The following is a 26,102-nucleotide window of genomic DNA, read 5'->3' as shown; positions in this document are numbered from 1 at the left end:
ATTTTTGCGCCCTTTGCGTTAAAAAAAGACACTAAAAAGATAAAACTTTAAAAATGAACAAATCAAAATACCTATTCCCAAAAGACTTCATGGCAGACCCATCCGTTCATGTTTTTGAAGGAAAACTCTACATTTATCCATCCCACGACCGAGAAAGCGGAATCGAAGAAAATGACAACGGTGATCATTTCGACATGAATGACTACCATGTTTTTTCTTTGGATGATATTGAAAACGGTGAAATCACAGATCATGGCGTTGCCCTTTCGATAAAAGATATTCCTTGGTCGGGTCGACAGTTGTGGGATTGTGATGTGGCTTTTAAAAACGGGAAATATTATATGTATTTTCCATTAAAAGATAAAAATGATATTTTTCGAATCGGAGTAGCGGTGAGTGATACACCTTACGGACCTTTCATTCCTGAAAAACATCCGATGATGGGAAGTTACAGCATTGATCCGTGTATTTTTGAAGAAGGCGGGAAACACTATATGTATTTCGGTGGAATCTGGGGCGGACAATTACAACGCTACAGAAATAACAAAGCATTAGAATCTGCAGTAATTCCTAATGAAAATGAACCTGCAATTCCTTCAAAAGTAGCTTTATTAAGTGACGATATGTTGGAATTTGCGGAAGAGCCGAAAGATATTTTAATTCTTGATAAAAATGGAAATCCTTTACTTCATGGAGATGAAAATCGATTTTTTGAAGCGTCTTGGATGCATAAATACAATGACAAATATTACTTCTCCTATTCCACGGGAGACACTCATCTTTTGTGTTACGCGATTGGAGATAATCCTTACGGCCCATTTACGTACCAAGGCGTAATCTTGACTCCGGTTGTAGGCTGGACAACCCATCACAGCATTGTTGAGTTTAAAGGAAAATGGTATTTGTTTTTCCACGACTCTGTTCTAAGTGGCGGAAGAACATGGCTTCGAAGCATGAAAGTCGTTGAACTGGAATACAACGAAGACGGAACTTTCAAAACAATTGAAGGTCTGGAATAATTACCAATTCCACAGAACCCGAAGGGTTCAATATCAATAGACTTAGGTGAAACCTATGGCGTAAATATCAATAGAAACGGGCTTTATCCCGTTTAAACAAAGAAAGACATTCAAATTGGCTTTAGCCAAAACTTAAACTTGATGCCCCAATAATAATTCAACCAATTTCAAATATTTAGCAATGCAAAATTTCCGTGTTTATATTATCGTTTTTCTTTTATTTCCATTAAGCTTTTTCGCAGAAGATGGCAGTCAACTATGGCTTCGCTTTCCAAATGTTAAAAACGGAATTTCAGCGGATAAAATTATTTCAAAAGGTAAAAATCCAACGCTTGAAATTGCCAAAAAGGAATTAACAACGTATTGGCAAGGTCAGGCAGTAGAACTTCGCACGGAAAAATCTTTGAAACATTTGAAAGACGGCTATATCATCAAGTCAAATTCAGATAAAATCATTATTTCTGCGGGTAAAGAAAGTGGTTTATTGTACGGGGTGTATCATATTCTCCGACTTCAACAGACAAAATCCAATATCAATAATTTAAACATAACAGAAAAACCATCTTATGATGTAAGAATTCTGAACCATTGGGATAATCTGGATGGAAGTGTAGAAAGAGGTTACGCGGGAAAGTCGCTTTGGAAATGGGAAGATTTACCTAATAAAATTTCGCCTAGATACGAAGAATATGCAAAAGCAAATGCTTCAATAGGAATTAATTCTGTTGTTTTAAACAATGTAAATGCTTCCCCAAATATGCTCCGAAGAGATTATCTTCAAAAGGTAAAAGTTCTGGCAGGCATTTTCAGACCGTATGGAATTAAAGTGTATTTATCGGTTAACTTTTCTTCTCCAAAGGTATTGGGCGGACTGGAAAATTCAGATCCGTTAAATAAAAATGTTCAGAATTGGTGGAAAGATAAAACATCAGAAATCTATAAATTAATTCCTGATTTTGGAGGTTTTTTAGTGAAAGCCAATTCGGAAGGGCAACCAGGACCACAAGATTACGGAAGAACTCATGCAGATGGCGCCAATATGATGGCCGATGTCTTGAAGCCTTTTGGTGGAATTGTCATGTGGCGGGCTTTTGTGTACAGTCCTAGCAAAGAAGATCGGGCAAAACAGGCTTATTTGGAATTTCTTCCCTTAGACGGAAAATTTAGGGATAATGTCATTGTTCAAATCAAAAACGGGCCGATTGATTTTCAACCTCGTGAACCATTTAATCCCTTATTTGGAGCATTGAAAAAGACTTCAGAAATGGCTGAATTTCAGATTACACAGGAATATTTAGGATTTTCAAATCACATGGTTTTTCTGGCGCCTTTGTTTAAAGAAACGCTGGAAAGTGATACTTATGCAGATGGAAAAGGCTCAACCGTAGCCAAAATTACAGACGGAAGTTTAAGAAATAATAAAATAACGGCCATTGCTGGCGTTGCTAACATCGGTGAAGATACGAATTGGACAGGAAATATCTTTGCACAAGCCAATTGGTATGCTTTCGGAAGATTAGCATGGAATAATGAATTAAGTTCAGAACAAATCGCTGATGAATGGCTTAAAATGACTTTCACAGATAATCAAAAATTTGTAAATCCTGTCAAAGAAATGATACTTTCGTCAAGAGAAACTGCGGTAGATTATATGATGCCGCTCGGTTTGCACCATATTTTTGCATTCGATCATCATTACGGACCTGAACCTTGGGGAAATATTCCGGGGGGAAGACCAGATTGGATGCCGGTTTATTATCACAAAGCCGATGAAAATGGAGTAGGATTCGACAGAACAAAATCAGGTAGCAACGCCGTTTCACAATATTTTTCACCATTAAATACTACCTTTGGAAATGTAGAAACCTGTCCTGAAAATCTTCTTCTTTGGTTTCATCATGTTCCGTGGAGTTATCAAATGAAAAATGGGAAAACGTTATGGGAAGAATTGTGTTTTAAATATGATTCAGGCGTGAAAAATGTTCGAGAATATCAGAAAATTTGGGATAAAATGGAACCTTATGTAGATGCTGAACGATTTAAACAAGTTCAGTCAAAACTAAAAATTCAGTCGAAAGACGCTGTTTGGTGGAAAGATGCTTGTCTACTATATTTTCAGACGTTTTCAAAAATGCCGATTCCGTACGATATTGAAAGACCTGTTCATGAACTGGATGATCTGAAAAAGATAAAACTAGATCTTAAACATCATAATTAAAAAAAATTAAGGCAACTCATTCTTCGTGATTTAAAAAAGAAAAGTTGCCTCAATAAATTGAATTGTACGTAAAATTTTAATTCCAATATAAATACGAAAAATAAAGGAATCCTCTTAATTTTAGTTAAGAGTAACTATTTTATTAAAAACATTTCCTTTTTCCTCAACACTGATGATATATCTGTCAGAAGTTTTAGGATCAAGATCAAAGGTCATATTAAGTTCTCCGTTAGCTGCATTTTTTGTTGCATTGTAATAAACATTTCCTGCAAAATCAGATACAGAAATAGTTGCGCTGTTTTTCAAACCCGAAAGATGAAGTTGTGCCATATTCCCTGAAATCGTGTATTCAGGTTTATTAATTTCTGAAAATGGAGTTTTTTCAATCTCAACTGTGTTGTTATAACTGATGTTTATTTTATATTTTTCAATTTTCTGATCAGATTCTGCCACCAGATAATAAGTTCCGGATTCCAGGTCTTTCAGATCATAAGATTTTGTTACATTATTTTCACTTTCCAATTTTTCAGAAAATAATTCTCCGTAAGCATCATTATAGATAACTAAGGATATGTTTTTTCCATTCAGAACATCAAAACTGATGGTTTTTGCTTCTGTTGTTTTAATTGAAAGAGAAAAATCCCTGTCTTTACTCATCAAGCTAGCTGAGATAAATAGAGACCCTACGAGAAAAGCAGATTTTAATAATTTATTCATAATGATAAGCTTTATACTGCAAATGTATAACAGGCAATTGGCTTAATCTACAATACAATTTTCATATTTATATGCTATATTAACCTTAAAATTATTTAATTAAAAATTAATTGTTAATTTTGTGCATGAATTAATTTGTTAAAATGAAACATTCACATCCAGCCTTTGAAGCGGTGAAACCCAATATTGGAAGCAGTTTCACAAGTTTGAAGTTTTTTCAGAACGAAAATATCAAATCTCATGTATGGCATTATCATCCTGAGGTTGAGTTAATTTTTGTCTGCGGAGGTTCCGGAAAAAGGCAGATCGGGAGTAATATTTCCTACTTTTCGGATGGTGATCTTGTGTTGATGGGAAGCAATTTGCCGCACTGTGGAATGACCAATGAAAATACGAATAATGATTATGAAATGGTGATTCAGTTTAAACCTGATTTTTTAGGTGAAACCATTTGGGAACTGCCTGAAATGCACAGAATTGCCCAATTGCTTGAAAGGTCAAAAGCCGGAATTGTTTTTTCAGAAAATATCAAAAAAATCATTGGAAAAAAGATCGTGGAAATGCACGAATCTTCTTCTTTGGAAAGGCTTGTTAAGTTTATAGAAATATTAGATGCATTGGCTTCCACACAGGATTACAGGATTTTGAATGCGGGAAAATATTACCTTCAAACACAGGTTGAGGATAATGAAAGGATCAATCTTATTTTCAATTACGTGAAAGATCATTTTAAGGAACAAATTACATTGGAAGAAATTTCTGAACTGGCGAATATGAGAGTCCCGTCTTTCTGCCGTTATTTTAAAAAGATCACCAACAAAACTTTCACTCAATTTGTCAATGAATATCGGATTACTCATTCATTAAAACTGTTGGCGGAAAAACCAATGAGCATTACTGAAGTTTGTTTTGAATCGGGTTTTAATAATTTCAGTTATTTTAATAAAACATTTAAAGAATATATTCAGAAAAGCCCGTCACAATATAGAAAAGAGTTTAATTTTTTTATGGAATAAATTTTGGGTTGGAGAATCGCAAAGGCGCAAAGAATGAGAATAAATTGATGTAAAATTTAAGGCGCAAGAAAATCGAAGATTTTCAGCAAACCTTTAGTATAAACATTACAAATTTTATCGCAGATAAAATCCTTGCGCCTTTAAAATGGTATTTTTTTACCCTTTGCGCCTTTGCGATTCTCCAACCCAAAATTTTATCATAAAAAAAAGAATAAATGCGCTTAGAAATTAAAATTTTAAAAATGAATTCAGTAGTTTTATACCTGAAATCTGCCGATAGATTAGCATTATGAAAGATATTAAATTAATTGTAACCGATATGGACGGAACGTTCCTGAACTCTTCACACGAAGTAAGTCCGGAATTTCCTGAAATTTATGAAGAACTGAAAAAAAGAAATATTTTATTCGTTCCTGCGAGTGGAAGACAGATGTTGGGAATCACCAAATATTTTGGAGATATCGAGAACGAAATGGCCTTTATTGCAGAAAACGGAGGCTATATGGTCTACAAAAATGAAGAATTATTTGCAGATAAATTAGGTTCGGAATATGTTGCTGAGATCATCAGTACGATTCGTACTATTCCTGGCGCAACAGCTGTGTTGTCGGGGAAGAAAAGAGCATATTACGAAGCAGATAATCAAGGTTTTATAGATTACATTTCACAATTTTACACAGGAAATCAAAGAGTTGAAGATTTAACGCAGGCTTTGGATGACAGTATTTTTAAAATAGCCGTTTATCACCCTGAGGGTTCAGAAGAGCATTTATATCCTTATTTAAAGCAATTTGAAAAGTATAATCTTGAAGTCGTGGTATCAGGTCAGTACTGGCTGGATATTATGAATAAAAATATCAACAAAGGAAATGCCTTGGAGCAACTTCAGAAAGTATTGAATATCACTCCCGAACAAACCATGGTTTTTGGAGATTATATGAATGATATTGAGATGCTTAAAAAAGCACATTATTCCTATGCCATGAAAAATGCGCATCCTTCCGTGAAAGAAGTGGCAAGTTTTGAAGCTTGTTCTAATGATAATTTTGGAGTGTTGGAAACAATTAAAAGTTATTTGAATAATAATTAAAATTTTCAAGTAATTTTTAAATATAAATAAAAAACAGGATGTCTCTGCATCCTGTTTTTTTGTTATTTCATATTAGCTTTAATCCTTTCTTCAACGATTCGCCAATCGTAAATATGGAAAACTCTGCCGTTGCTCATCGCAACAAACATTCCTTTTGGAAATTTTGATCCGAGATTGACGTTTGTAACTTCCGAACCGTCACTTTCGCTTGTAGAAACAGGAATTTCTGCAATCATGCCTTTTGCCGGATTTTCTCTTAAATACACATTAAAAGTATCTTTCTGCTGATTAGAAACCAAGATATATCCGGTGTTTACAGAAGTAGGATAGATGGAAATGCCTTCCACATCAGATTTGAAATCGCCTTTTCCGAAAACCGAAAGTTCTTCATTTCCTTTTGCCGGATCAGCGTAATATTGATGAACACCAAACATTTCATCGGAATAATAAATGTAGCCCATTTCATCATCTACAGCGATGCTTTCAATTTCTTTCAAACCACTGTATTTTCCGAATTTTCTGACAACTTCACCTGTGATTTTTCCGTCTTTTTCAGATAATTTATATTGCCAAAGATAGCCGTCGCTCGGTCCGGATTTCCTTCCTGCAATCACGAAAATTTCTTCTGTTTGCGGGTTTTTATAAATTGAAATTCCCATCGGTCCGCGCTCTGTTTCGCCATCAAAAACGGAGAATTCTCCAACTTCTTTTAAATCGGGAAGCGAGTATAATTTTACCTTGTTAGTTTCTCTTTCGGTCACGGCAGCAAAATCGATTTTTTTTCCGTTTAGATTAAATCCATATTCCAGATCGACATTGTTCGGACGTTTTAAACCTAAAACTTTATTGATAATTTTTCCGTCTAAATCGAAAGCGTACAGACCGCCATTCGTATCTTTATCTGTTCCGATGATAATACTTTTTGATGCATCCTGAGGATTGATCCAGATTGCGGGATCGTCGGTGTCATACAAAACCGTTTCTGTAATCGCAGTCGGTTGTAATTTTTTTCCTAATTGATGTTGCCCGACACAATTTACCACAAACGGCAAAATGGAAAGAGCTATGATGTAATTTATTTTTTTCATTGAATTGATATAATTTATTTTTAACCACAAAAGGTGCAAAAGATTTTTTAACACTTAAGTTTATTTAAGTTAACAGAATTATGCATAGAAGAACACTTAAGCTTTTTGAAAATCAAAGATTTTCATCTTATGTGATCTTTTTGTATTTTCAAAGTAATAAACTTTTAAAACTTAAGTGTTCTAAAGTGTTTAATAACAACTTTTGTGGTTACTATTTTTCTTTAAGTTTAATTAAAAATCAAACTTCACACCCATATTAAATTTCGGTCTGTAATATTCAACCTGCGCGGTTCTGTCCTGAATTCCCTGATAATATCTCAACGGCTGATTCGTCAAATTATTAGCTTCAGCAAAAATTCTCAACTGGCTCGTAATTTTGAAAGAAGCATTCGCATCAAGGAATAATTGATTGTCATAATAACGGTCTTCAAAAGCATTTCCGCCCAATTCATCAATATAATGAGAAGCATAATTCATAGAAACTCTTGCTGAAAAACGCTTGTTTTCCCAAGAAAGCGATCCGTTGAACATATGCGGAGCAGTTCCCGGAAGTCCGACATCGGTTCTTTCAACGCCGTCTTCATTCGTGATTCCTTTTGCTTTTGAATGCGTGTAAGTATAATTTACATATACTCCCAAACCTTTCCAAAATGCTCCCGGAATGAAGTCCAATTGTCTTTGCAAAGCAACTTCAAAACCGAAAAGGTCTACATTTTCACCATTTCTTTGTTGAGTGAAACTCCATTTATTTTCACCTGCTGGAATTGGGTTCGATTGTCCTGCAAAATCTTGAGAAAAATCTGCGCCAGAATAATTTCTTCTCGAATACGTGTAAATAAAATCCTTTAAATTCTTGTAAAATACACCTCCTGAAAGGATTCCGACTGATTTAAAGTATTTTTCAGCCATAAAATCGAAGTTGTAAGCGTACGTTGCCTTCAAATTCGGATTTCCTGCAGAAATGGATTCATCACCTGAAATTACATTTAAATAAGGAACCAATGCGTAATAATTCGGGCGCGCCAAAGCAGTTGTAAACGCTGCACGAAGCACCAAATTCTGAACCGGAACATATTTAAATGATAAATTCGGAAGTACATTCGTATATGTATTGGTATTGTTGATTTTTCCTACCAAATCTTCTTCGTCCAACACGTAATTCCCGGTGTAATCGATTTTTGTACTTTCGATACGCGCTCCAACGATCATTGAAAATTTATCGCTGAAATCCTGATCCCAACGAATATATCCTGCGTAAATATTTTCTTTCGCCTTGTAGTTTCCGGAAAGAAATTCTTCAGGTTTCGATTCTGAATTAAATAAATTTGGGTTAAATAGATCTAATCCACCCAAATACGGAGCTGCTGCGAAAGTTCCCGGAACGTAATTTCCCGGCTGAAAATTGTGTCCGTCAAAATTAGTTGTTGGAACAGACAGCAAACTTCCCATATCATTGATCGGTTCGAAAGCAAAATAATCATTTTCTCTTTCTTTTTCCTTCAAACGCAAACGTGCACCTACACGAATTCTACCTTTTTGATCTTCAATTACAGAAAACGGAAAACGTACATTAACTTTTCCGCCAAATTCCTTTTCCTGAGTGAAGCTATTTGAGTCAGAAAGATCACTTAACTCATAATTTCCAAGATTGTCGGGAGTAATTGGTGTAATCATCGGTCTTCGTGGATCGCTGAAATTGGAAGAAAAGGTAAGACCGTCATTTTCAAATTCGATATAACGTTCGTGAGGCTTCTTTTCGCTTGCCGTTGCATAGTTCATTGACCAATCCAAATCTATTTTTGTACCAAGAAGATGTTCTCCTCTCAAAGCATAATTTTGGACTTTTTGTCTTTCAAGACGGGTGTTGTCATTGTTGAAATCTCCACCTTTATTTTGTCTTGTGATACTGCCTTTCCAACCTGTAATTTCACTTTCATCATCGTTGTAAATTGGTTTTATTTTATAACCTAAAGCATAGCGATTTTCCTTATCATTTCTGAAATTATACATGGCAGAAGCGTAGATTTTGTTTTTAGAATTAAATTCATAATCCAAATTCAAATCAAAACTGTGTCTGATACGGTGCTCGTTGTAATAACGAACTCCCATTTTGCTGATGTAAGCGGTTTTTGCAGCATCATCGGCAATTGCCCATGTCGGTTCGATATTATCTGAACCAAAATTGTTGTTATTATATGAAAAACTGAATACGGCGCCTAATTTTTTGTTTAAAAAACGGTCTCCATAGACCAATCCGGCTGTATAATTTCCTTTTTCGCGGATCGGACTGTAACCTCCCGCCAATGTTGCCGAAATTCTTTGTCCGTTCGGGGAAGCTCTGGTGATCAAATTAACGGAACCTCCGATGGCATCGGCATCCATGTCGGGTGTCAGTGTTTTATTTACCTCAATGGTGGCGATCATGTCAGAAGGAATCAAATCCATCTGAACATTACGGTTATCACCTTCAGCAGACGGAATTCTGTCGCCGTTCAACGTCACGGAATTCAAGTTTGGAGCAAGACCTCGGATAATTAAATTTCTGGCTTCACCCTGATCATTTTGAATGGTAATTCCCGGAACACGCTTCAAAGCATCACCAATATTGGCATCCGGAAAACGCCCGATCTGATCGGATGAAATAACGTTGGTGATATTTGCGTTATTCTTTTGCTTATTTAATGCTCTAGCCTGATTTTTAAGCGTTGCTCCTGCAACCACAACTTCTTCAATTGTTGTTTCTTTTCTTGCAAAAACGATATTTTGCTGGGTATTTTTATCAGATTCTACAGAAACAGTATATTCATGAATTCCATAACCTAAATAATCTATTTTCATAGAATAATTTCCCGCAGGAACATTTAGAAAAACAAAGTTTCCGTGTTCATCGGAAGTAGTGTAGATATTTCCCGGTGACAGAGAAATTTTCGCTCCAGGCAATGCAATTTTAGAATCATCATTGATATTTCCTGAAACGGTACCTGATTGAGCATAAAAATAAATTGATGCACAAAGCAAAACGGATGTAAAAATTTTCTTCACTTTCTTTTCTTAGATTTAAATTCGAGCAAAATTAAAGGGTTCGAAAGAAAATGCTTTGAAGTGAAGGTTACGATTGTTTTAATAAATTATGAACAGAAAGCTAATGTTCATCATATGTTAACTTATAATTTATTAGTTAAGTTTAGGGTAATTTTTTAAAATTCTGAAAAGTTTCTATGACACCTTTTGGCTTTTCATTTTCAAAAATGTTTGATTGATACACTCTTTCGAATGTTTCGGCAGTTCCTAAGGCGATAATGTTGGGTAAGTTTTCACTTTTAAGCATTTCGGTCAAGCCATTCATTTCATCGATTCTCCTAAAAATATGTTGTGGATAAGTTGGGGTAGTTTTTATAAGATCCTGATACGTTCCGGGCAGGAAATCCTGAAGACTTTCATTCAGTTCATCAAGGATTCCGAAGTGGGCAGCAGCGGTCATTGTTTCAAAAAATAAAGCATTTATTCCTTTATTCACCATCGAAAATAAAAGTTTGTAGGCTGATGCAGCTTCTGTTTTTTCACCGGCATCTTTTATTTTGAAAACTTTTCCAAAAAGATCTATGAAAAGCTGTCTATGAGTTCCGCTTATAACCAAAACTCCAGTTTCAGGAATATCTTTGGAAGCTCCCATGACAGCGCCGTTAACAAATTGGATGCTTATTGATGAAAGTAATTCTTCAACGGACAAAGCCATTGCGGGAGTGTTAGAATTTAAATCAATATAAAGCGGACGGTTTGAAGTATTTTTTAAACATGAAACAATGTTTTCAGCAAGTTTCAAACTTCCTTCCGGACTTGTAAGGGAAAGAATTACATCAGCTTGTTCGATTGTATTTTGAAGTGAACCAGCATCTTCGATCCCTGCATCCTGAGTGTTTTGTAGCGTTTTTTGAGATCTTCCTTCTCCGGCAGTAATTACTTTAAAGTTATTTTTTATAAGCGCTTTTGCTATTTGAGTTCCCATATCTCCTGGGGAAATTAGGGCAATTACTGGCTGAGTCTGCATTATTGTTGATTTTTATTTATTTGAAAACTATTGATAACACAAATTTCTTTATTTTTTTTTAATCTGTAAAACGTTTTGTTTCGATGGGATTGATTGTTTAAACCGATGGATGAGTTTGATATCTAAATTTAAAACGATCCTGTTAAAATCTATGAAAATATCAATGTTTTAGGCGTGCTAATAACTTTTTCTTTTTAATAATCTATAGTTGAGCTTAATTTTATTGGTCTACCTTTAGGCTCGAAATAATATTTTAATAAGGAACACCACATCATTTTTATATATTCAAATTTATACCTTATTATAATTTATTTTCCGTTCCCCTGTTTTTGGGGAATTTTTTTATTCTTCCTTTTCTGATTTTTTAATGAAAATTTCACGCAGTATGTAAGGTAAGCAATTTATTTAGTTGTACCTTAGAAAAATATTTACGTTACGTGAAGCTGCTGATATTTGATTATTAAGTTGTTGTTGCCATTCGCTTCGCTTTATTATATTGTTGTATAGATGGCATACAGCGCTAAATTTCAAATCTATTATGAATGGATCCGCATCTGAAACACCTTATTCGGAGTTTCTCAACGGTTTTTCAACTTCTCTTCACAATCTTTTTCAAAAAGAAAATATTGATAAGCTAAGCCTTTCAAGAGGTCTTCCACCACATGTTTGGAAAGAAATAATGAATCTGAAACCATTATCGGTAGCCATTCCGGAAGAATTTGGAGGGAGAGGAGTAAAGGTGAAAGAGTGTTTGGGTATTTTATCCGCTGCTTCTTATGAATCGCTTTCGCTATCATTAACATTTGGGATTAATATTGCCCTTTTCCTGGAACCTGTAGCCAAATACGGAAACGATCTTGTAAAAGCTGATATTTTTAAAAATTTCCTTGATCATGGTGCAATGGGAGGTTTAATGATCACTGAGCCGGAATATGGAAGTGATGCGTTAAATATGAAAACCCAGAATACATTAATAGATAATGAATACCATATAAAAGGAACAAAACACTGGCAGGGATTGACGGGGTTGGCAAATTATTGGTTAATCACCTCAAGAAATGCAAATGCTGAAGGAAAATTGTCAAGAGACGTAGATTTTTTCATTGCTAATACGCATTATAGAGAACAAAATATTGAAGTTTTAGAATATTACGACAATCCGGGATTGTACATGATTCCTTATGGATTAAATAAAATTGATATCCGAGTTCCGCAATACAATAAATTAACCCCTGAAACAACAGGACTGAAAATGATGCTCGACACACTTCACCGCAGTCGACTACAGTTTCCCGGGATGGGGATGGGTTTCCTTAAAAGAATGTTGGATGAAGCTACAAAACACTGTCAGGAAAGGGTAGTGGGTGCTTCTAATCTTTATGCTTTAGATCAGGTTCAATATCAATTGACGAGAATGCAGACGTTTTTCACACTTTGTTCTGCAATGTGTGCGAAAAGTTGTAAAGTAAGCGGGATTGATCATGATGTTTCCGGAAGCGGTGCTCATGCGAACAGTATGAAAGCTTTGGTGACAGATATGATGCAGGAATCTGCTCAGGTACTTGTTCAGCTTTCGGGTGGAAAAGGTTACAGAACAACCCACATCGGAGGGCGCGGAATTATGGATAGCCGACCTTTTCAGATCTTTGAAGGTTCTAATGAGATGCTTTACACCCAAATTTCGGAAGGAATTTTAAAAGATATGAAGAAGAAAAAGGTTGAAAATTTTGCCGAATATCTTGCTATTAATGAATTGACCAATAATTCGATTAAATTATATGCTAAAGAACTGGATTTCAATATTAATACAGCGCTTTCTCAGCGTAAAATGATCGATCTTGGAAAAGTTTTGGCTAGAGTAGTTACGGTGAATGATTTGTTGGAATTAAATAACTCAGGATTCAGCCAGGAACTTACAGATAGTGCTGTAGAGGTTGTGAGACAGGATATTGTAACACTTCTTAGCTCGATGAATCAACACCAGAACTTAAATATTGTAGAACATAATAACGATAAAAGTGATTGGATGAAGTTTTCGTAAATAGTTCGGAAAACTGGAAGATAAGTAATGAGGTTTAATATATTTTTGATAATCAATTAATTAAAATAGCAGTTATTCAGTTTATTTGTTGTATATTTGTACAATAATTAATAATTAGGCTTTTGCCTTTTGCTTTCTGTTACAGATTAGAATTAACCATTTTCTTCTTTCAGTTTTTGCTCTTTCAGCCGCCGGTTTTATAACTTGCCAACTGAATTCAAATTACCGAAAACAATTAGGAAACCATTCCTTAAAGCTTTATCCTTTTTAAAAATTATTACAAACAGATTGATCAGTTTTAAAAATTGAGAGTTTGTAGAAGTGCCCGATGAAAAGGACATAGAAAGTTATTGCAGAATTCAATAATATTGATGAAAGCAAAAAAATGGATGAATAAAAGAAAGTTGATTTTTCTCTTCCAATTATTCTCAAAAAAGATGATAATTTTAAATTCCTTAAAACGTATTTGATCTTATATAACGTCGGGAGATCCGGCAAAACCCCATGAATGAATTTTAAAAATTTAAATTTAATAAATCCAATAATTCGTGCCGTTACAGAAACGGGATATTCACAACCTACAGAGATACAAAGTAGTGCTATTCCACATATTTTGGCAGGTAAAGATATCATGGGCTGTTCACCGTCAGGAACAGGGAAAACTGCAGCTTTTGCAATGCCTGTTCTTCAATTATTAAAAAAAAGAGCTCCGGAACATAAAGAAATCCGAACTTTAATATTAACACCGACTCGTGAGTTGGTAACGGAAATCGAAGAAAATCTTAAATTGCATAGCAAATATCTTCCATTATCTCAGCTTTCTATTTATGAAGGCGTTTCATTGGGAGGACAGCTAGCAGCTTTGAGAAAAACAGTAGATGTTCTTGTTGCAACGCCGGGGAGATTATTGGAGTTAACGAGTCAGAGACATATTGATCTTTCCAAAATCGAGATATTGATTTTGGATGATACAGACACAATGCTTGAAATGGGTTTTGTAAATGATGTGAAAAAAGTAGTTAAACTGATTTCGCAGAAAAGACAAACATTATTATTTTCAGCAACCATGTCGGATAATATCCGAAGCTTTGCAAGTACTATTCTAAACAATCCTGTTGAGATCATAGTATCAGCAAAAGCAGGAGTGAAAGGGAAAACAAGTTCATTTGAAGAAAATGAACGTATGGATCTTAAAAACATCCAAAAGCAGACAGGTTTTACATTGCCGGTAAGTAAGCAAGGTAAACAGACATTTCAGTACAGTAATTAAAATATTAAAAAAATTTATGGCAGATTCTTTCTCTAAAAAGGAAAATTTCAAGAAAAAAATTCAAAAACAAAAAGAAAAAGCGTTAAGACGCGAAGATCGTAAGACAAATAATAACAAAGGAAAAGGTCTTGACGATATGCTTACTTATGTTGATTCATATGGTAGACTTACTACCACACCTCCAGAAGAAAGAATGGAGATTAACCCTGAAGATATTCAGTTAGGAGCAGCTCCTATTCCTGTAGAGGAGTTAAGAAAAACAGGTATCGTTACGTTTTTCAGTGAAAAAGGTTACGGATTTATTACCGAAGACAATAGTAAAGAGAATGTATTTTTCCACAGTAACAACTGTATACATCAAGTAAAAAAAGGAAATAAAGTTTCATTTGAAAAAGAAAGATCTCCAAAAGGATTTTCGGCTATCAATATCGAACTTGTAAAATAAATAATAAAACAACAATTTTTAATACAAATACAATGCAACAAGGCACAGTAAAATTTTTTAACGAAACAAAAGGTTTCGGATTTATCTCTCCAGCAGACGGAGGACAAGACATTTTTGTACACTCTTCAGGATTAAAGACAAGAACAATTCGTGAGAATGACAAAGTGGTTTTTGATGTACAAAAAGGTGAAAAAGGACTAAATGCAGTAAATGTAACTTTAGCTTAATTTTCAATTAATATATCGATTCAGGTAAAGCCCCTTTTTGGGGCTTTATTTTTGTTTTTAGGTGAAAGTTAATATTTTTTTAATTTTATCTTGAAAATATTTTGTCAGAATCAAAAAACATTATATATTTGCACCACCAAAAACAACGATATAATCGGAGTTTAAAGGAGAGATGGCAGAGTGGTCGATTGCGATAGTCTTGAAAACTATTGACTGTAACAGGTCCGGGGGTTCGAATCCCTCTCTCTCCGCTGGTTGAGAAACTAAAATAAGCTAAAACGCTGTAAAAATCAATGTTTACAGCGTTTTTTGTTTTAGCGCTAGTATCAAAAAAAATCAAAATAGGTCACGATTTATATGACCTATTCAGTGACCCATCGTGAAAATTTGAAAATGGGTCACGAAAAACTCAGGGAAACCCGACCAATAGGCAGTCTAACGATTGTACATCTTGCAGAAAGTGGTAATAAAAACTAAATTATTAACAATTAAAGTTACCACACTATGAACAAAACATTCAACCTGTTATTCTTTATAAAAAAGAATAAAATCAGAGCAAACGGAACTGCTCCCATTTACTTACGAATCACGATAGATGGCAAGGCAGCGGACATTGCCGCTAAAAGGTACATCGACCCACAGAAATGGGATGTTAAAGCACATAAAGCGGTTGGCAACTCTCAGGAGGCGAAAACGCTTAATGTCTATCTTAAAACTTTGGAACAACAAGTTTACGATTCTCACTACCAGATGCTGAAAGAAGAAGACTTTGTAACATCAGAAGGTTTAAAATCTAAACTGCTTGGAACAGATGTTTCCACACGAATGCTCATTCCTATATTTCAGGATCACAATGATAAAGTTGAAGCACTGGTAGGTCAGGATTTTGCCGCCGGAACATTGGAGCGTTATAAAACATCGTTAAAGCATACGCAGGAATTCCTAATCTGGAAATATAAAACCTCGGATATTGACATTACAAAGATCGACCACGCCTTCATAATGGATTATGATTTTTGGCTTCGTAGTGTTCGTAAATGCGCAAACAATACTGCGGTAAAGTACATCAAGAATTTTAAAAAGATCATTCGATTATGCATGGCAAATGGATGGCTCTCCAAAGACCCCTTTCTTGGTTATAAAGCAAAGCTCAAAGCTGTAGAACGTCCATTTCTATCTAGAGAAGAAATCCAGACGATGTATGAAAAAGAATTTGTTTCCGATAGATTGACACAAGTAAGGGATGTTTTTCTTTTCTGCTGTTATACCGGTTTAGCTTATGTTGATGTGAAGAAATTGACAAAGTCTCACATCAATATCGGGATTGATGGCGAAAAATGGATATTCACACGTCGTCAAAAAACAGACACCTCAACCAGAGTTCCGCTATTACCTGTAGCTAAAGAGCTTGTTTTAAGATATGAGAACCATCCGCAGTGTGTAAACTCAAATGTTCTATTTCCTGTTGTAAGTAATCAGACTATGAATTCTTATCTCAAAGAAATTGCGAGTGTTTGTGGAATCAATAAAGAGTTGACATTTCATATCGCAAGGCATACATTTGCTACTACAGTTACATTGTCTAATGGCGTTCCGATTGAAAGTGTAAGTAAAATGCTTGGCCACACTAATATAAAAACAACACAGCACTATGCTAAAATTTTGGATAAGAAAGTGAGCGATGATATGTCGGTTTTAAGAAGTAAACTTGAGAATAGTGAGTTTAATTGAAATTAAAATAGTGATGGAGATATTGAATGTAATCTCGCATTGGGAACTTAACGAGCGTATCTTCAAACACTTTTATAGATGATTTGGTTCGATTAAGTCAAATTAAACAGGAATTACAAACCCCATTCTTATTAAAATAATATCTTTTAGTTTTTGTGTATTGCAATTTAATTTAAAAATTAATAATAATCAGTATTTGAACAGTAAGTATTTAGTTGGCTATGCCTGTCTTGTGCCTGCTAAACTAGTATCGAAACACTTTGTAGAATATTTAGACGAATTTTACAATTATTAGTACTAATATTATCTTTTTTTTAAGCAAGTGAAAATTTTTTAAAGTTTTATATTGAGAAAAATAATTTACTAGATATTTTTTAGGCTGCTTTTCTTTAATCTCGCAACCAGAATATCCCTTATCTGCAAAGCCAAATTTCTTTTATCAGCTTCCACAGAAGTAATAGAATTGTAATATTCAATTCACGAAAATAAGCTACATCAGTTCTATAAGGTTTATTTATCTTCAGACATCATTTTTATAAATTCCTCTATCGATTTGTCTGTCGGAGATGCAAAGTCGGCTATTCCTTCCACTGTTTCCTGAGATAAACTTGTAGACCGTTCGAACATAATTTTTTCATAAGTTGCAATTGCTGTTTGAAGATCCTTAAATGTGTTATCTGTAAGACATTCGCTTAAATCTAGAGCATCCAACATGGCTAAATTCACTCCTTCGCCATTAGGGGGCATTAGATGTGCTGCATCGCCTATAAGTGTAAGATCTGATCTTGAACTCCATTTTTGTTCCATCGGAAAATAATTGAGTGGACGGAGTACAAAATTTTGACAAGCTTCAAAAAGGGTAAAAAAGACCTCGTTCCATTCTTTGAAATGATCGATCAGATAGCTGCGTACTGCTCCGGCATCATTGAAATCAATTCCATTTGTTTCTCCCCAGTCTTCGGGGTACATCGATGCAGCATAAAAAGTTAGACCTCCGTCGCCACGTGGCTGCACAGCAATCGTTGAGCCTGCCCCCATTGCCATGAGGTTGGCTTGATTGACCAATTGGAACATGTCGGGGCATTGAGTCTGTGGTTGATCTATTTCTCCCTGTATAATCGTAGCGCCGGAATATAAAGCTTTAATATCTGTTAGGATAGGACGAACCAGAGAACGGTATCCATCTGATCCTATTATAATATCTGCAAATGCTGTATTTCCATTTTTGAAATGAAGCTCCCATCCGGTTTTAATTTTGAGCATGTTTACAAACTGGCTATCCCATATTACGGTGTCTGGCAGTAATGCGTCTAGCAGAATATCGCGTAATTTTCCCCTGTCGATTTCAGGTCTGAAATGCTCATTGCCAAAATCCGCTGTCCCTTTCTGATTCCCATTGTCTAATAGAATATTGCCTTTAATATCAAGCAAACGATATTTATCAGCGCCGGGCATATAGTTTGTGGCAAATTCTTTTAATAGACCTGCAGCATTGATTGCCTTGAGTCCTGAATCGAAATGTAGGTCAACTATGGCACCCTGTACACGAGAAGACTGGCTTTTATCCCGCTCGTATACTTGAACATTTACACCTTTTTGTTGCAGGAGCTTTGCGAGTGTCAGTCCACCGGGACCACCGCCAACAATCGCAACTTTTTTGCCTGTTAATAAATTTATTTCCTTTGAAGTTTCCATTTTGATATCTTTTTTGATATGCAAAGGAACATCCATTTCAAGATCGCTACAATATCAAAAGGAAGTAAGTATAGGATTATTCACGGTTTAATTCACGGAAAGCAGCAGGCGTGAGACCGACAACTTTCACAAACAGCCGAATAAAATATGAATAATCATCATAACCTAAATCCCCTGCGATTTCCTTGACAGACTTGCTTGAATGAAAGAGCATACGCTTGGCTTCCAATATAATTCGTTGTTGGACATGTGATGTCACAGGTTTTCCAGTTGTAGCCTTAACGCATTCGTTTAAGTACGATGTTGAAATATGAAGAAGCGAAGCATATTCGGAAGGCGAGGTCGTTTTTCTAAAGTTAGCTTCTAAAACTTTCCGAAACTCTTTGGTTATGATTTCAAATCTGCTATGCTGACCTGCTGATCTTTTCTGGGATAAATATTGTGATGCAAATAAAGTTACAAGTGTATTACAACTTTCTTTAAGAACAGTGTGGTAAAGTTTTTCGGATTTTCTTTCGGATATCCTCATACAAAGATTGAAAACTCCCAAAAGGAGAGACAGTGATGTTTCATCTATTATTAGAGGAGTAATCGGAACCAGATCCTCTAACATGTTAAGATGTTCGGGTCTTAGATTTTCTTTTGTGACAATCCAGGTACTTATGAGCGCTTGATTAAAAGCTATCAGACGGTGCACTTGATCGGGATGAATAAAAATGATTGAAGATGTCTGAAGATCATAAGTTTGAAAATCTATCTCAATACTTGTGGTTCCTTCCTCTTGTATGATAAAGGTATAGCCACTATCTCGATGGGATCGTTCTACTTCTTCAAAATTGGGTGATCCATTGAATGAATTCCTCATCAACATAATTCCCCCACAGCTTTCTTCGTGTAGGATATTGACAGGAATATTTTCACTCTTTCTAGACATTGTTTAAAATTACAAAGTTTTCTCATATTTACATAACAGTGCTTCTGGATTTTCTATATCAATGGTTGGAATAATAATTAATTGAAAATATAATTTGGTGTATTCAAGTATATTGTTGCTGTTTAATATGTTAGCTAATAATAATTTACAGTCTACATATTTGACGATATTGATTTAAGTCAAAGAAAATTTGTAATAAAAAATGGCGCTACTTAAATACAAGTATTGCCATTTTGTTTTTTATCGAGATGAGCGTATCTTCGAATACTTTTGTAGTATTATTTAGTTCGTTTAAACCAAATTAAACCTCATTTTACATGAGGCTTAACTTTTCTTGTACTTTTTTAATTAGCCAGGCTTATAACACGCATTACCTAATGGAATACATACTCCATTACATCTGTATTGTGTATGGGGGTTGCAAGGGCAATCTGTCGGTGGAATGTTTGCACAATTGTAGATTCCTCCATTGATTGATTTTAATTCACTTCTTGAAATTTTCTTGAAATTTTTCATTTTGATAAAATTTTAAAATTAATATTATATAAAAAGGCTAAGTTTTAAATTTTCGTAAAACATTATTTCTTAATAATTTTTACCATTGCTTCAGAATCATTAATTCTTATAAGATAAGCTCCTGAAATTAGCGAAGAAACATCAGTCTGTTTATTTTCAAACTTTCCGGTTTTTACTAATTGTCCAGACATGTTATAAATTTGATAATAATAGTCTTTAGTATCTTTTGCGTTAATGTATAATACCGTACTTACCGGATTTGGATACACTACAAGTTTGTCAGAATTTACTTTTTGCTCAATTTCTTTTTTAGCAAAAGTATTGACTGCTTGTTTTCCTGTATTTGGTGTCACAGGTATCGCATTTGGATCGTATCTTCCGATTTCTTTACCTGTTGTGGCATTGTACTGGATTTTTGCACAACGACATGACATTCCTAATTGTATCTCATAATATTGTCCTGTCTGCATCTTCTGAAGACGTGTTGAAAATGCGTTGGCTATACCGGCTTCTGATGAAGCAGCCCAAACTCCCATTTCGTTCACACTTGTAGAAACTCCACTCAGATTACGAATACCGGAAATAGGGTAATTTCCAATTTTGTAATTAATGGTTGCATCATTAAAAATCCATCCTGCCCATTTGTTATCTGATGTTTTTATTATTTTTCCATTATAAACATTTGATGCCGCATTTGCTATTGTCGGGTTGCTTCCATTGGTGTCCCAAATCTGTAAAACTCCTTTTTTGGAAGGATTTAAAGGATCCACAATATCGCCAAGATACCAAGGTGAAGTTCCTTTTTGTAAAGAGCTGATATTAAAAGAAAAATCTGGGATTCTCCATCCATCCGGACAAGGATCAAAAGGCGATTTTTCGCTAGCATGTCCCCATCTGTCATTAGCAGCTCCTTTATCATTAGTAAGCCAGTCTGTAGCTGCAGAAGAATCATTATACATGAATGTTAAAGGATTAGCTGCTGAATATCCTAATATTTTCTGAGTTTTAATATAACGTTTGTCTGATGCTCCGATTCCCGTTAGCGAAGAATACTGAGAATATTTGCTTATAAAACTACTTAGGAATTGACTTGAATTAATCGTATTACTTCCCTTATAAATCATATCCTGATCCAAAAATGTAGGTAACGGATCTTTTCTTCCCCATTGGTAATGTAATCCTATAGATTTTTTATAAACAATATCATCTACATTATCTGTGACTGTTGGAAAAGCAACCAAAGCTCCTAAGTTTCTGTCCATAAAAATGGTTTTTAATTGTGGTGCAATTAAATTATAAGGAGGATTAATAACTTGTCCTGCAGAACTTGGCGCCGGTGTTTCAGTGGTATATGCCGGTAATTCTGAAGGGTCGGTTTCAGGAGCCCAAATATGCCAGCTCCATATAACAGGATCAGAAGTTGTACCTGTTTCACCAACATGCATTGCAACAACTGCATTACCATATTCACCTGATTTTCTGTTAATAGTCAATAAGCTATTCTCAATTGTAGAACCTGAAGATAAATTAAGACTTTCTATTAAGAGAGGATTGGTTGTCCAGTAAACTTCTAATGAAGGTGTTCCGGAAGGAAAATCGTTATTTGCAGAAGTATATACCTGATGCATTGCATATGCCTTTCTTGAATTAAAGGTTTTAGAGTTTTCAGTTGTTTTTATAATATAACTGTTGGCTTCTTTAGTCCATGCCTTAACTGTTTCAACAGGATATTGTACAGAAGTTGCTGCAATAAAATCTGTTTTAAAAGCATTAAAATCTACAGCGGCAAATGTACTATTATAATATGGATCTCTCATACATCTTACAGTACCTGCTCCTTTGGTGGGAGATGTCTGATTAACACTGATTTTATACGCTGCATTTTCAGGTGTGGTATGATAATCTGATACCAAACCAAAACCTCGGGTTCCGTTCCATGGAGAATAAGTAGAAGTAGGTGCTCCACCGGTAGAAAGCCAATTGACATAGTTTACCATTGGTGTACTGTGGTAGTAATCGCTTAATTCATTGGGGCCTACAAATACAAACGCTCCTGTTATCGGGAATAATCCCATATTTCTGTCTGTACTTCCACCCGAAGCTGTAGTTTGATTTCTAAAATCAAATCCAATTTGAGGATATACTTTAACCTTTTCTAAAAATGTAGTTGGAGTATTCAAATAAAATGAAGCTTTAGCTGCATCAGTGTCATCATTTACTCCACTATTTGATCTTCCAAAAGGATTAAGATTGTTATTAATAGTAGCTCCTCCTAAATGTGACGGGATTCTCCATCCGCAAGGGCAAGGGTCAAACGGAGATTTTAATTCATATGAATATCCGTCAACACTATACGTCGTAGCAGTTGCTGTTGCATTTGAAAAGAAGCCAGTTCTATTATCTGCCCATAAATCCCAAGATACTCTTGTAGCTTCATTGGACCCTACAGATTTATATTCCTGATCCGAAAACCAGGTTTCGTTCAACCTACTGATATATGTAATAAGTTGTGCAGGATTCTGAGTTGCATATTTTAAATTCTTAACCACTTCTGAGTGATTCGTAGAGTTATTATTAGGTCTAACAATCCATCCGTATGGTGAAGCATTTTGCTGGAAATTAGTAGCAATAAGTCTGCCTACTTCTCCGTATACTTCATACGCTGTTCCGTCTTTATAAGTAAGAGGAGGGATAGGATCTTTTCTTCCCCACTGATACATAAGACCTGAAGATTTGTTCCAGTCATTTCCTAAAAACTCGGCATTGGTTGCGCCTAAGTTTCTGTCCATCCATTTCCAGTCAGAAGCCGGAATAGCTTCTGTTCCTCCTGCAATGTTTTTTCTGGTTTCTGATCCGCTAGATCGATAGGTACTTCCGTTTAAAGTGGGATTGTCTGTCTTCCAAATATGCCAACTCCAATAAATAGGGTCTGTGTTATTACCATTTGCACCTGCATGAAGGGCAATTAATGCATTTCCTTTCCCTTTAGATTTATCTATTAATACTTTAATTTTAGAAGCATCACCTGTTCCTTCCATTTCCAGCTTATAATCACCTGCTGATTTTACTAAGCCTGAAACATCTTCCCAATATACATATGCAGATAACACTGCCGTACTTGGGATTGCATTATTGAAAGAAATTGTTTGATCCATATTGTCTTTCCACATTTCAAAAGCTTTCTTTACAGGTATTTTTATACCGTCTGCTTCAGCTCCTGAATCATCTTTTCCTGTAAAAATATAGCTATTTGGTGCATACGCCCATATAGGTTGATCAGATGCTAAAATCTTTATTTTTAGCGTTTCTGTAGCAGTACATCCGTTTTGTACACAAGTGAATTGTATAGTATAATCACCGGGAATAGCAGTTGCTTTTGTTCTTATGATACGGGTATATCCTACAAGTTCTGATATGGTACCAAAATAGAAATTGGCATCACTCGAAATATTTGTAATAGTCCCCGATGAATTAGTAACAGTTCCCGAAAAAACTGCAGAAGTAGGCATATTAAACCTTGCTATTTCATTGATAGCTCCCGTTCTTACTGTTGCATTTAGACCTCCGGCAATTAAACTCATATTTTGAGTTATTGTAATAGTATGGTTAAAACTAATACAAGGATTATTAAATGTATTATTTGAAGGTGTAAAAGTATAGATAGTAGTGATTTTATTATCAATAGAAGCAGGATACCAAGTTCCTGTCATAGATTGCGTTACCCCATTTACAGTTACTGATACGGTATTTGGTAAAATGGTTGTAGAAGCCCCATTGATAGTAGGAATTGCACCATAACAAATAGTAGCAGGCAATTGACTAAAAGTAGCTGCATATGTTGGATATATATTGATATCTTTTGTAATTGTACCACACGTAGCTGAAGTAAACTTGACTGTCGCAGTAACTTTAGCGGTTGGATTAGTCGCTGCTGCCACAGTTAAAAGACCAGCATTAGAAATACTGATTCCTGCTGTAGTAGGCGAAATCGTTACAGACCATGTACCGGTAGCTGTACTGCTAAGAGAAAGCTGTAATGTGCTTACCGAATTTGCAGTTTTACAAATAGTACTGCTTGGCGAACCTATTGAAAGTGTAGACCCTATCGTTACTGTTTTAGGTAATGATGTACATTCATTTGCTATATCTTTTACTAAAACAATATATTCTCCACCCAACAGGCCAGTTTTTGAATTTGATGTTTGGTAGGTTTGTCCATTATCAAAACTATACTGTGTTGTAGCTGTTAAAGGTGTAGCAGTTACAGTAATACTTCCCGTAGTTGTACAGGTAGCCTGAGTTACCTGGGTTGTAAAGGTAGGTAGTACAGGAGAATTCAATACTACATTTGGAGAGGCAGTTGCCGTACAACCACCCGATGTGGTCACCGAAACAGAGTATGTTCCCGCCTGTAGACCCGTAAATGTATAATTGCTGTCTGTGCCACTTGCAGAATAGGTATAATCAGTACTAGCTGCTTTTAAGGACCATCCTGTAATTGGCAAACTATTTACGGTTATACTTCCTCCATTAGAACATGTTGGTTGAACAACGCTACCTATTGATAAAGTAGGATTTGCAGCTGGTGCAATAGTTACGCTGTCTGAATTTAAAGAAACGCAACCTGTTGCTAAATCGATAACCGCGAAGGTATAAGTTCCTGGAGATAAATTCGAAATATTTTGTGTAGTTCCTGTTTGATCTGTTAAAATTACAGTACCATTTTTACTGATATTGTATGAAGATCCTGCAGGAAGGTTACTTAATACAACAGAACCTGATGAAGCAGAACAACCGGACTGACTTAAAGAAGCGATAGGTGCAGAAGGTGTAGCAGAGCTCTGTATAAAATTATTTATTTTTAATGAAGAAAGCATATAATCTCCAAAATCAGAGATAAGCTCAGCATAATGGGCTCCTGCATTGGTAAATGAGACCGAAGGGTTGCTTTGATTGGATGTCAGTACGTTTGCTCCATCATCAAATTTCCAATTATTACTTATTGCTCCCGATGGATTCGGGTTAGTTGTCAATTGTACACTGCTTCCGTTACAGATTGTTTGAGCTGAAGCTGAAAAATCCAATATAGGAGAAACTGTGATAGCTTTTCCGAATGAAATATTAGCATTGATATCTGTTGCCTGTCTTTGTGCCGCGCTATTGGTATATACTTTTACTCTAATAAAATATTTGCCGGGCGCTAAAGCATAATTTATAACTTCCGGACTTCTGGAATTCAGCCAGCCTTTAGCACCATCACTCATAAAAGTGGTTGCGGTGACCTGTGTTTCCGTAATACTGCCATCAGCATTCAATTTTTCTAGATAGGTCCAGTTTCTTACGAATGATAGCGAGCGAAGGTTAAGAACCGCATCCGCAACATTTTCCGGAATCGTAAATTGCTTGCTATCATATAAATGATATCCACTATCTACATTATTACCTGTAATCCAGCTTGTAACACCAGCGATTCCTCCTGTAGAAGCAGAAGACCATCCTGCTGCAGTTGCAGCATATCTTGCTACAGGAGTTGTAATTGCGCCGCTAGGATGTGTATATGTCCAGTCCGAATCAGCTACACCATCGGCCATTATTGTTCCGTCATCATATTTACCGGATGATAAATCAATAATATTTCCTGCCGAAATTTTTATCGTTCTTGTAGACACGGAATTTCCTGAAGCATTGCTTACAGTAAGTTTTGCCGTATATATTCCCGCTGCCAAATAGGAAACAGAGGGATTGGGATCTGTAGATGTAGAAGGACTACCTCCTGTAAACTCCCATAAAACAGAATTTGGGCTTCCACTACTCGTATTTGAAAAATTAACAGTATTTGTTCCTACAACTGTTGCAGTGAATTTTGATAATGGACTTTGTGCATGGATATGCATGATTAACAATAATCCAAAAAAAATAATAATTTTTTTCATAGATGTTTTTTAATTGAATACACAAACCTATCTAAATACTATGCTGTTCAAAAGAACATAGTAATCAGATTTATAAATTTGAAAATATTGTTTGATTTTAATATTTATAAATTA

17 protein-coding genes, 1 tRNA gene and 1 pseudogene are annotated in these 26,102 nt (G+C 35.3%); 10 read left to right on the top strand and 9 right to left on the bottom strand.

The genetic code is table 11. From position 1 onward, the window contains the following. The first annotated feature begins 53 nt into the window (after positions 1 to 53). Positions 54 to 1,019 carry a glycoside hydrolase family 43 protein gene (locus AC1Q7L_RS05345; RefSeq protein ID WP_492306708.1) on the top strand — a complete coding sequence of 322 codons (966 nt, stop codon included), beginning with the start codon at positions 54 to 56 and terminating at the stop codon, positions 1,017 to 1,019. Positions 1,020 to 1,200: 181 nt separating this feature from the next. Further along, positions 1,201 to 3,237 (top strand): alpha-glucuronidase, encoded by a 2,037-nt coding sequence (locus AC1Q7L_RS05340; protein WP_492306707.1) that lies wholly within the window; start codon positions 1,201 to 1,203, stop codon positions 3,235 to 3,237. 120 nt (positions 3,238 to 3,357) lie between these two features. Here the strand turns inward: AC1Q7L_RS05340 and AC1Q7L_RS05335 are convergent, their stop codons facing one another. Further along, positions 3,358 to 3,954 (bottom strand): hypothetical protein, encoded by a 597-nt coding sequence (locus tag AC1Q7L_RS05335; RefSeq protein ID WP_492306706.1) that lies wholly within the window; start codon positions 3,952 to 3,954, stop codon positions 3,358 to 3,360. A gap of 143 nt (positions 3,955 to 4,097) precedes the next feature. On the opposite strand from AC1Q7L_RS05335, the gene AC1Q7L_RS05330 reads away from it, so the two are divergent. Both AC1Q7L_RS05330 and AC1Q7L_RS05325 read left to right on the top strand, forming a co-directional pair. Further along, entirely contained in the window at positions 4,098 to 4,970 is an 873-nt protein-coding gene (locus tag AC1Q7L_RS05330; protein ID WP_492306705.1) for an AraC family transcriptional regulator, read from the top strand. Between the two features lie 289 nt (positions 4,971 to 5,259). After that, positions 5,260 to 6,060, top strand: coding sequence for a Cof-type HAD-IIB family hydrolase (locus AC1Q7L_RS05325; protein ID WP_492306704.1), 801 nt, complete (start codon positions 5,260 to 5,262; stop codon positions 6,058 to 6,060). 62 nt (positions 6,061 to 6,122) lie between these two features. On the opposite strand, the gene AC1Q7L_RS05320 is transcribed toward AC1Q7L_RS05325, so the two are convergent. The 3 genes from AC1Q7L_RS05320 to AC1Q7L_RS05310 all read right to left on the bottom strand — a co-directional run bounded on the left by AC1Q7L_RS05320 (position 6,123) and on the right by AC1Q7L_RS05310 (position 11,196). Beyond that, complete coding sequence (locus AC1Q7L_RS05320; protein WP_492306703.1) at positions 6,123 to 7,148, bottom strand: phytase; 1,026 nt, start codon at positions 7,146 to 7,148, stop codon at positions 6,123 to 6,125. 231 nt (positions 7,149 to 7,379) lie between these two features. Further along, a complete protein-coding gene (locus AC1Q7L_RS05315) occupies positions 7,380 to 10,190 on the bottom strand; it encodes a TonB-dependent receptor (protein ID WP_492306702.1) in 2,811 nt (936 codons plus the stop codon). Positions 10,191 to 10,332: 142 nt separating this feature from the next. Continuing rightward, positions 10,333 to 11,196, bottom strand: a complete 864-nt coding sequence (locus AC1Q7L_RS05310; RefSeq protein WP_492306701.1) for an NAD(P)-dependent oxidoreductase — start codon at positions 11,194 to 11,196, stop codon at positions 10,333 to 10,335. 538 nt (positions 11,197 to 11,734) lie between these two features. Between AC1Q7L_RS05310 and AC1Q7L_RS05305 the strand changes: the two genes are divergently transcribed. From AC1Q7L_RS05305 to AC1Q7L_RS05280, 6 genes are all read left to right on the top strand, one after another. Further along, positions 11,735 to 13,237: an acyl-CoA dehydrogenase family protein gene (locus AC1Q7L_RS05305; RefSeq protein ID WP_492306700.1), complete on the top strand. Its 1,503-nt coding sequence runs from the start codon at positions 11,735 to 11,737 to the stop codon at positions 13,235 to 13,237. A 508-nt stretch (positions 13,238 to 13,745) separates the two neighbouring features. Continuing rightward, positions 13,746 to 14,507: a DEAD/DEAH box helicase gene (locus AC1Q7L_RS05300; RefSeq protein ID WP_410690115.1), complete on the top strand. Its 762-nt coding sequence runs from the start codon at positions 13,746 to 13,748 to the stop codon at positions 14,505 to 14,507. A 16-nt stretch (positions 14,508 to 14,523) separates the two neighbouring features. Continuing rightward, positions 14,524 to 14,952: a cold-shock protein gene (locus tag AC1Q7L_RS05295; RefSeq protein ID WP_410690116.1), complete on the top strand. Its 429-nt coding sequence runs from the start codon at positions 14,524 to 14,526 to the stop codon at positions 14,950 to 14,952. A 32-nt stretch (positions 14,953 to 14,984) separates the two neighbouring features. Then, entirely contained in the window at positions 14,985 to 15,179 is a 195-nt protein-coding gene (locus tag AC1Q7L_RS05290; RefSeq protein WP_054510986.1) for a cold-shock protein, read from the top strand. A gap of 166 nt (positions 15,180 to 15,345) precedes the next feature. After that, a tRNA-Ser gene (locus tag AC1Q7L_RS05285) sits at positions 15,346 to 15,430 on the top strand. A 253-nt stretch (positions 15,431 to 15,683) separates the two neighbouring features. Then, entirely contained in the window at positions 15,684 to 16,910 is a 1,227-nt protein-coding gene (locus AC1Q7L_RS05280; RefSeq protein WP_492306699.1) for a site-specific integrase, read from the top strand. A gap of 510 nt (positions 16,911 to 17,420) precedes the next feature. Here AC1Q7L_RS05280 and AC1Q7L_RS05275 read toward each other — a convergent pair. From AC1Q7L_RS05275 to AC1Q7L_RS05255, 5 genes and pseudogenes are all read right to left on the bottom strand, one after another. Beyond that, positions 17,421 to 18,365, bottom strand: coding sequence for an FAD-dependent oxidoreductase (locus tag AC1Q7L_RS05275; RefSeq protein WP_492306812.1), 945 nt, complete (start codon positions 18,363 to 18,365; stop codon positions 17,421 to 17,423). A 27-nt stretch (positions 18,366 to 18,392) separates the two neighbouring features. After that, positions 18,393 to 18,605 (bottom strand): annotated as a pseudogene (locus AC1Q7L_RS05270) (FAD-dependent oxidoreductase); the annotation flags it as partial. Positions 18,606 to 18,681: 76 nt separating this feature from the next. Next, the gene (locus tag AC1Q7L_RS05265) at positions 18,682 to 19,539 is read right to left on the bottom strand and encodes a helix-turn-helix domain-containing protein (protein WP_492306698.1); all 858 of its coding nucleotides are present in this window, start codon (positions 19,537 to 19,539) and stop codon (positions 18,682 to 18,684) included. Between the two features lie 348 nt (positions 19,540 to 19,887). Continuing rightward, positions 19,888 to 20,055, bottom strand: a complete 168-nt coding sequence (locus AC1Q7L_RS05260) for a bacteriocin-like protein (protein ID WP_492306697.1) — start codon at positions 20,053 to 20,055, stop codon at positions 19,888 to 19,890. A gap of 62 nt (positions 20,056 to 20,117) precedes the next feature. Then, a complete protein-coding gene (locus AC1Q7L_RS05255) occupies positions 20,118 to 25,988 on the bottom strand; it encodes a T9SS type A sorting domain-containing protein (protein WP_492306696.1) in 5,871 nt (1,956 codons plus the stop codon). Between the last annotated feature and the right edge of the window lie 114 nt (positions 25,989 to 26,102).

This window comes from Chryseobacterium sp. GW823-FHT05E08, from assembly GCF_058795655.1.
Note: the sequence above shows the minus strand (reverse complement) of the source record. Positions and strands in the feature narration are given on the sequence as shown.

Bases quoted from the DNA above. Each gene is read 5' to 3' on its own strand.
- AC1Q7L_RS05345 (WP_492306708.1), top strand. From the start codon at position 54: ATGAACAAATCAAAATACCTATTCCCAAAAGACTTCATGGCAGACCCA.
- AC1Q7L_RS05340 (WP_492306707.1), top strand. From the start codon at position 1,201: ATGCAAAATTTCCGTGTTTATATTATCGTTTTTCTTTTATTTCCATTA.
- AC1Q7L_RS05335 (WP_492306706.1), bottom strand. From the start codon at position 3,954: ATGAATAAATTATTAAAATCTGCTTTTCTCGTAGGGTCTCTATTTATC.
- AC1Q7L_RS05330 (WP_492306705.1), top strand. From the start codon at position 4,098: ATGAAACATTCACATCCAGCCTTTGAAGCGGTGAAACCCAATATTGGA.
- AC1Q7L_RS05325 (WP_492306704.1), top strand. From the start codon at position 5,260: ATGAAAGATATTAAATTAATTGTAACCGATATGGACGGAACGTTCCTG.
- AC1Q7L_RS05320 (WP_492306703.1), bottom strand. From the start codon at position 7,148: ATGAAAAAAATAAATTACATCATAGCTCTTTCCATTTTGCCGTTTGTG.
- AC1Q7L_RS05310 (WP_492306701.1), bottom strand. From the start codon at position 11,196: ATGCAGACTCAGCCAGTAATTGCCCTAATTTCCCCAGGAGATATGGGA.
- AC1Q7L_RS05305 (WP_492306700.1), top strand. From the start codon at position 11,735: ATGAATGGATCCGCATCTGAAACACCTTATTCGGAGTTTCTCAACGGT.
- AC1Q7L_RS05300 (WP_410690115.1), top strand. From the start codon at position 13,746: ATGAATTTTAAAAATTTAAATTTAATAAATCCAATAATTCGTGCCGTT.
- AC1Q7L_RS05295 (WP_410690116.1), top strand. From the start codon at position 14,524: ATGGCAGATTCTTTCTCTAAAAAGGAAAATTTCAAGAAAAAAATTCAA.
- AC1Q7L_RS05290 (WP_054510986.1), top strand. From the start codon at position 14,985: ATGCAACAAGGCACAGTAAAATTTTTTAACGAAACAAAAGGTTTCGGA.
- AC1Q7L_RS05280 (WP_492306699.1), top strand. From the start codon at position 15,684: ATGAACAAAACATTCAACCTGTTATTCTTTATAAAAAAGAATAAAATC.
- AC1Q7L_RS05275 (WP_492306812.1), bottom strand. From the start codon at position 18,365: ATGCCCGGCGCTGATAAATATCGTTTGCTTGATATTAAAGGCAATATT.
- AC1Q7L_RS05265 (WP_492306698.1), bottom strand. From the start codon at position 19,539: ATGTCTAGAAAGAGTGAAAATATTCCTGTCAATATCCTACACGAAGAA.
- AC1Q7L_RS05260 (WP_492306697.1), bottom strand. From the start codon at position 20,055: ATGAAAAATTTCAAGAAAATTTCAAGAAGTGAATTAAAATCAATCAAT.
- AC1Q7L_RS05255 (WP_492306696.1), bottom strand. From the start codon at position 25,988: ATGAAAAAAATTATTATTTTTTTTGGATTATTGTTAATCATGCATATC.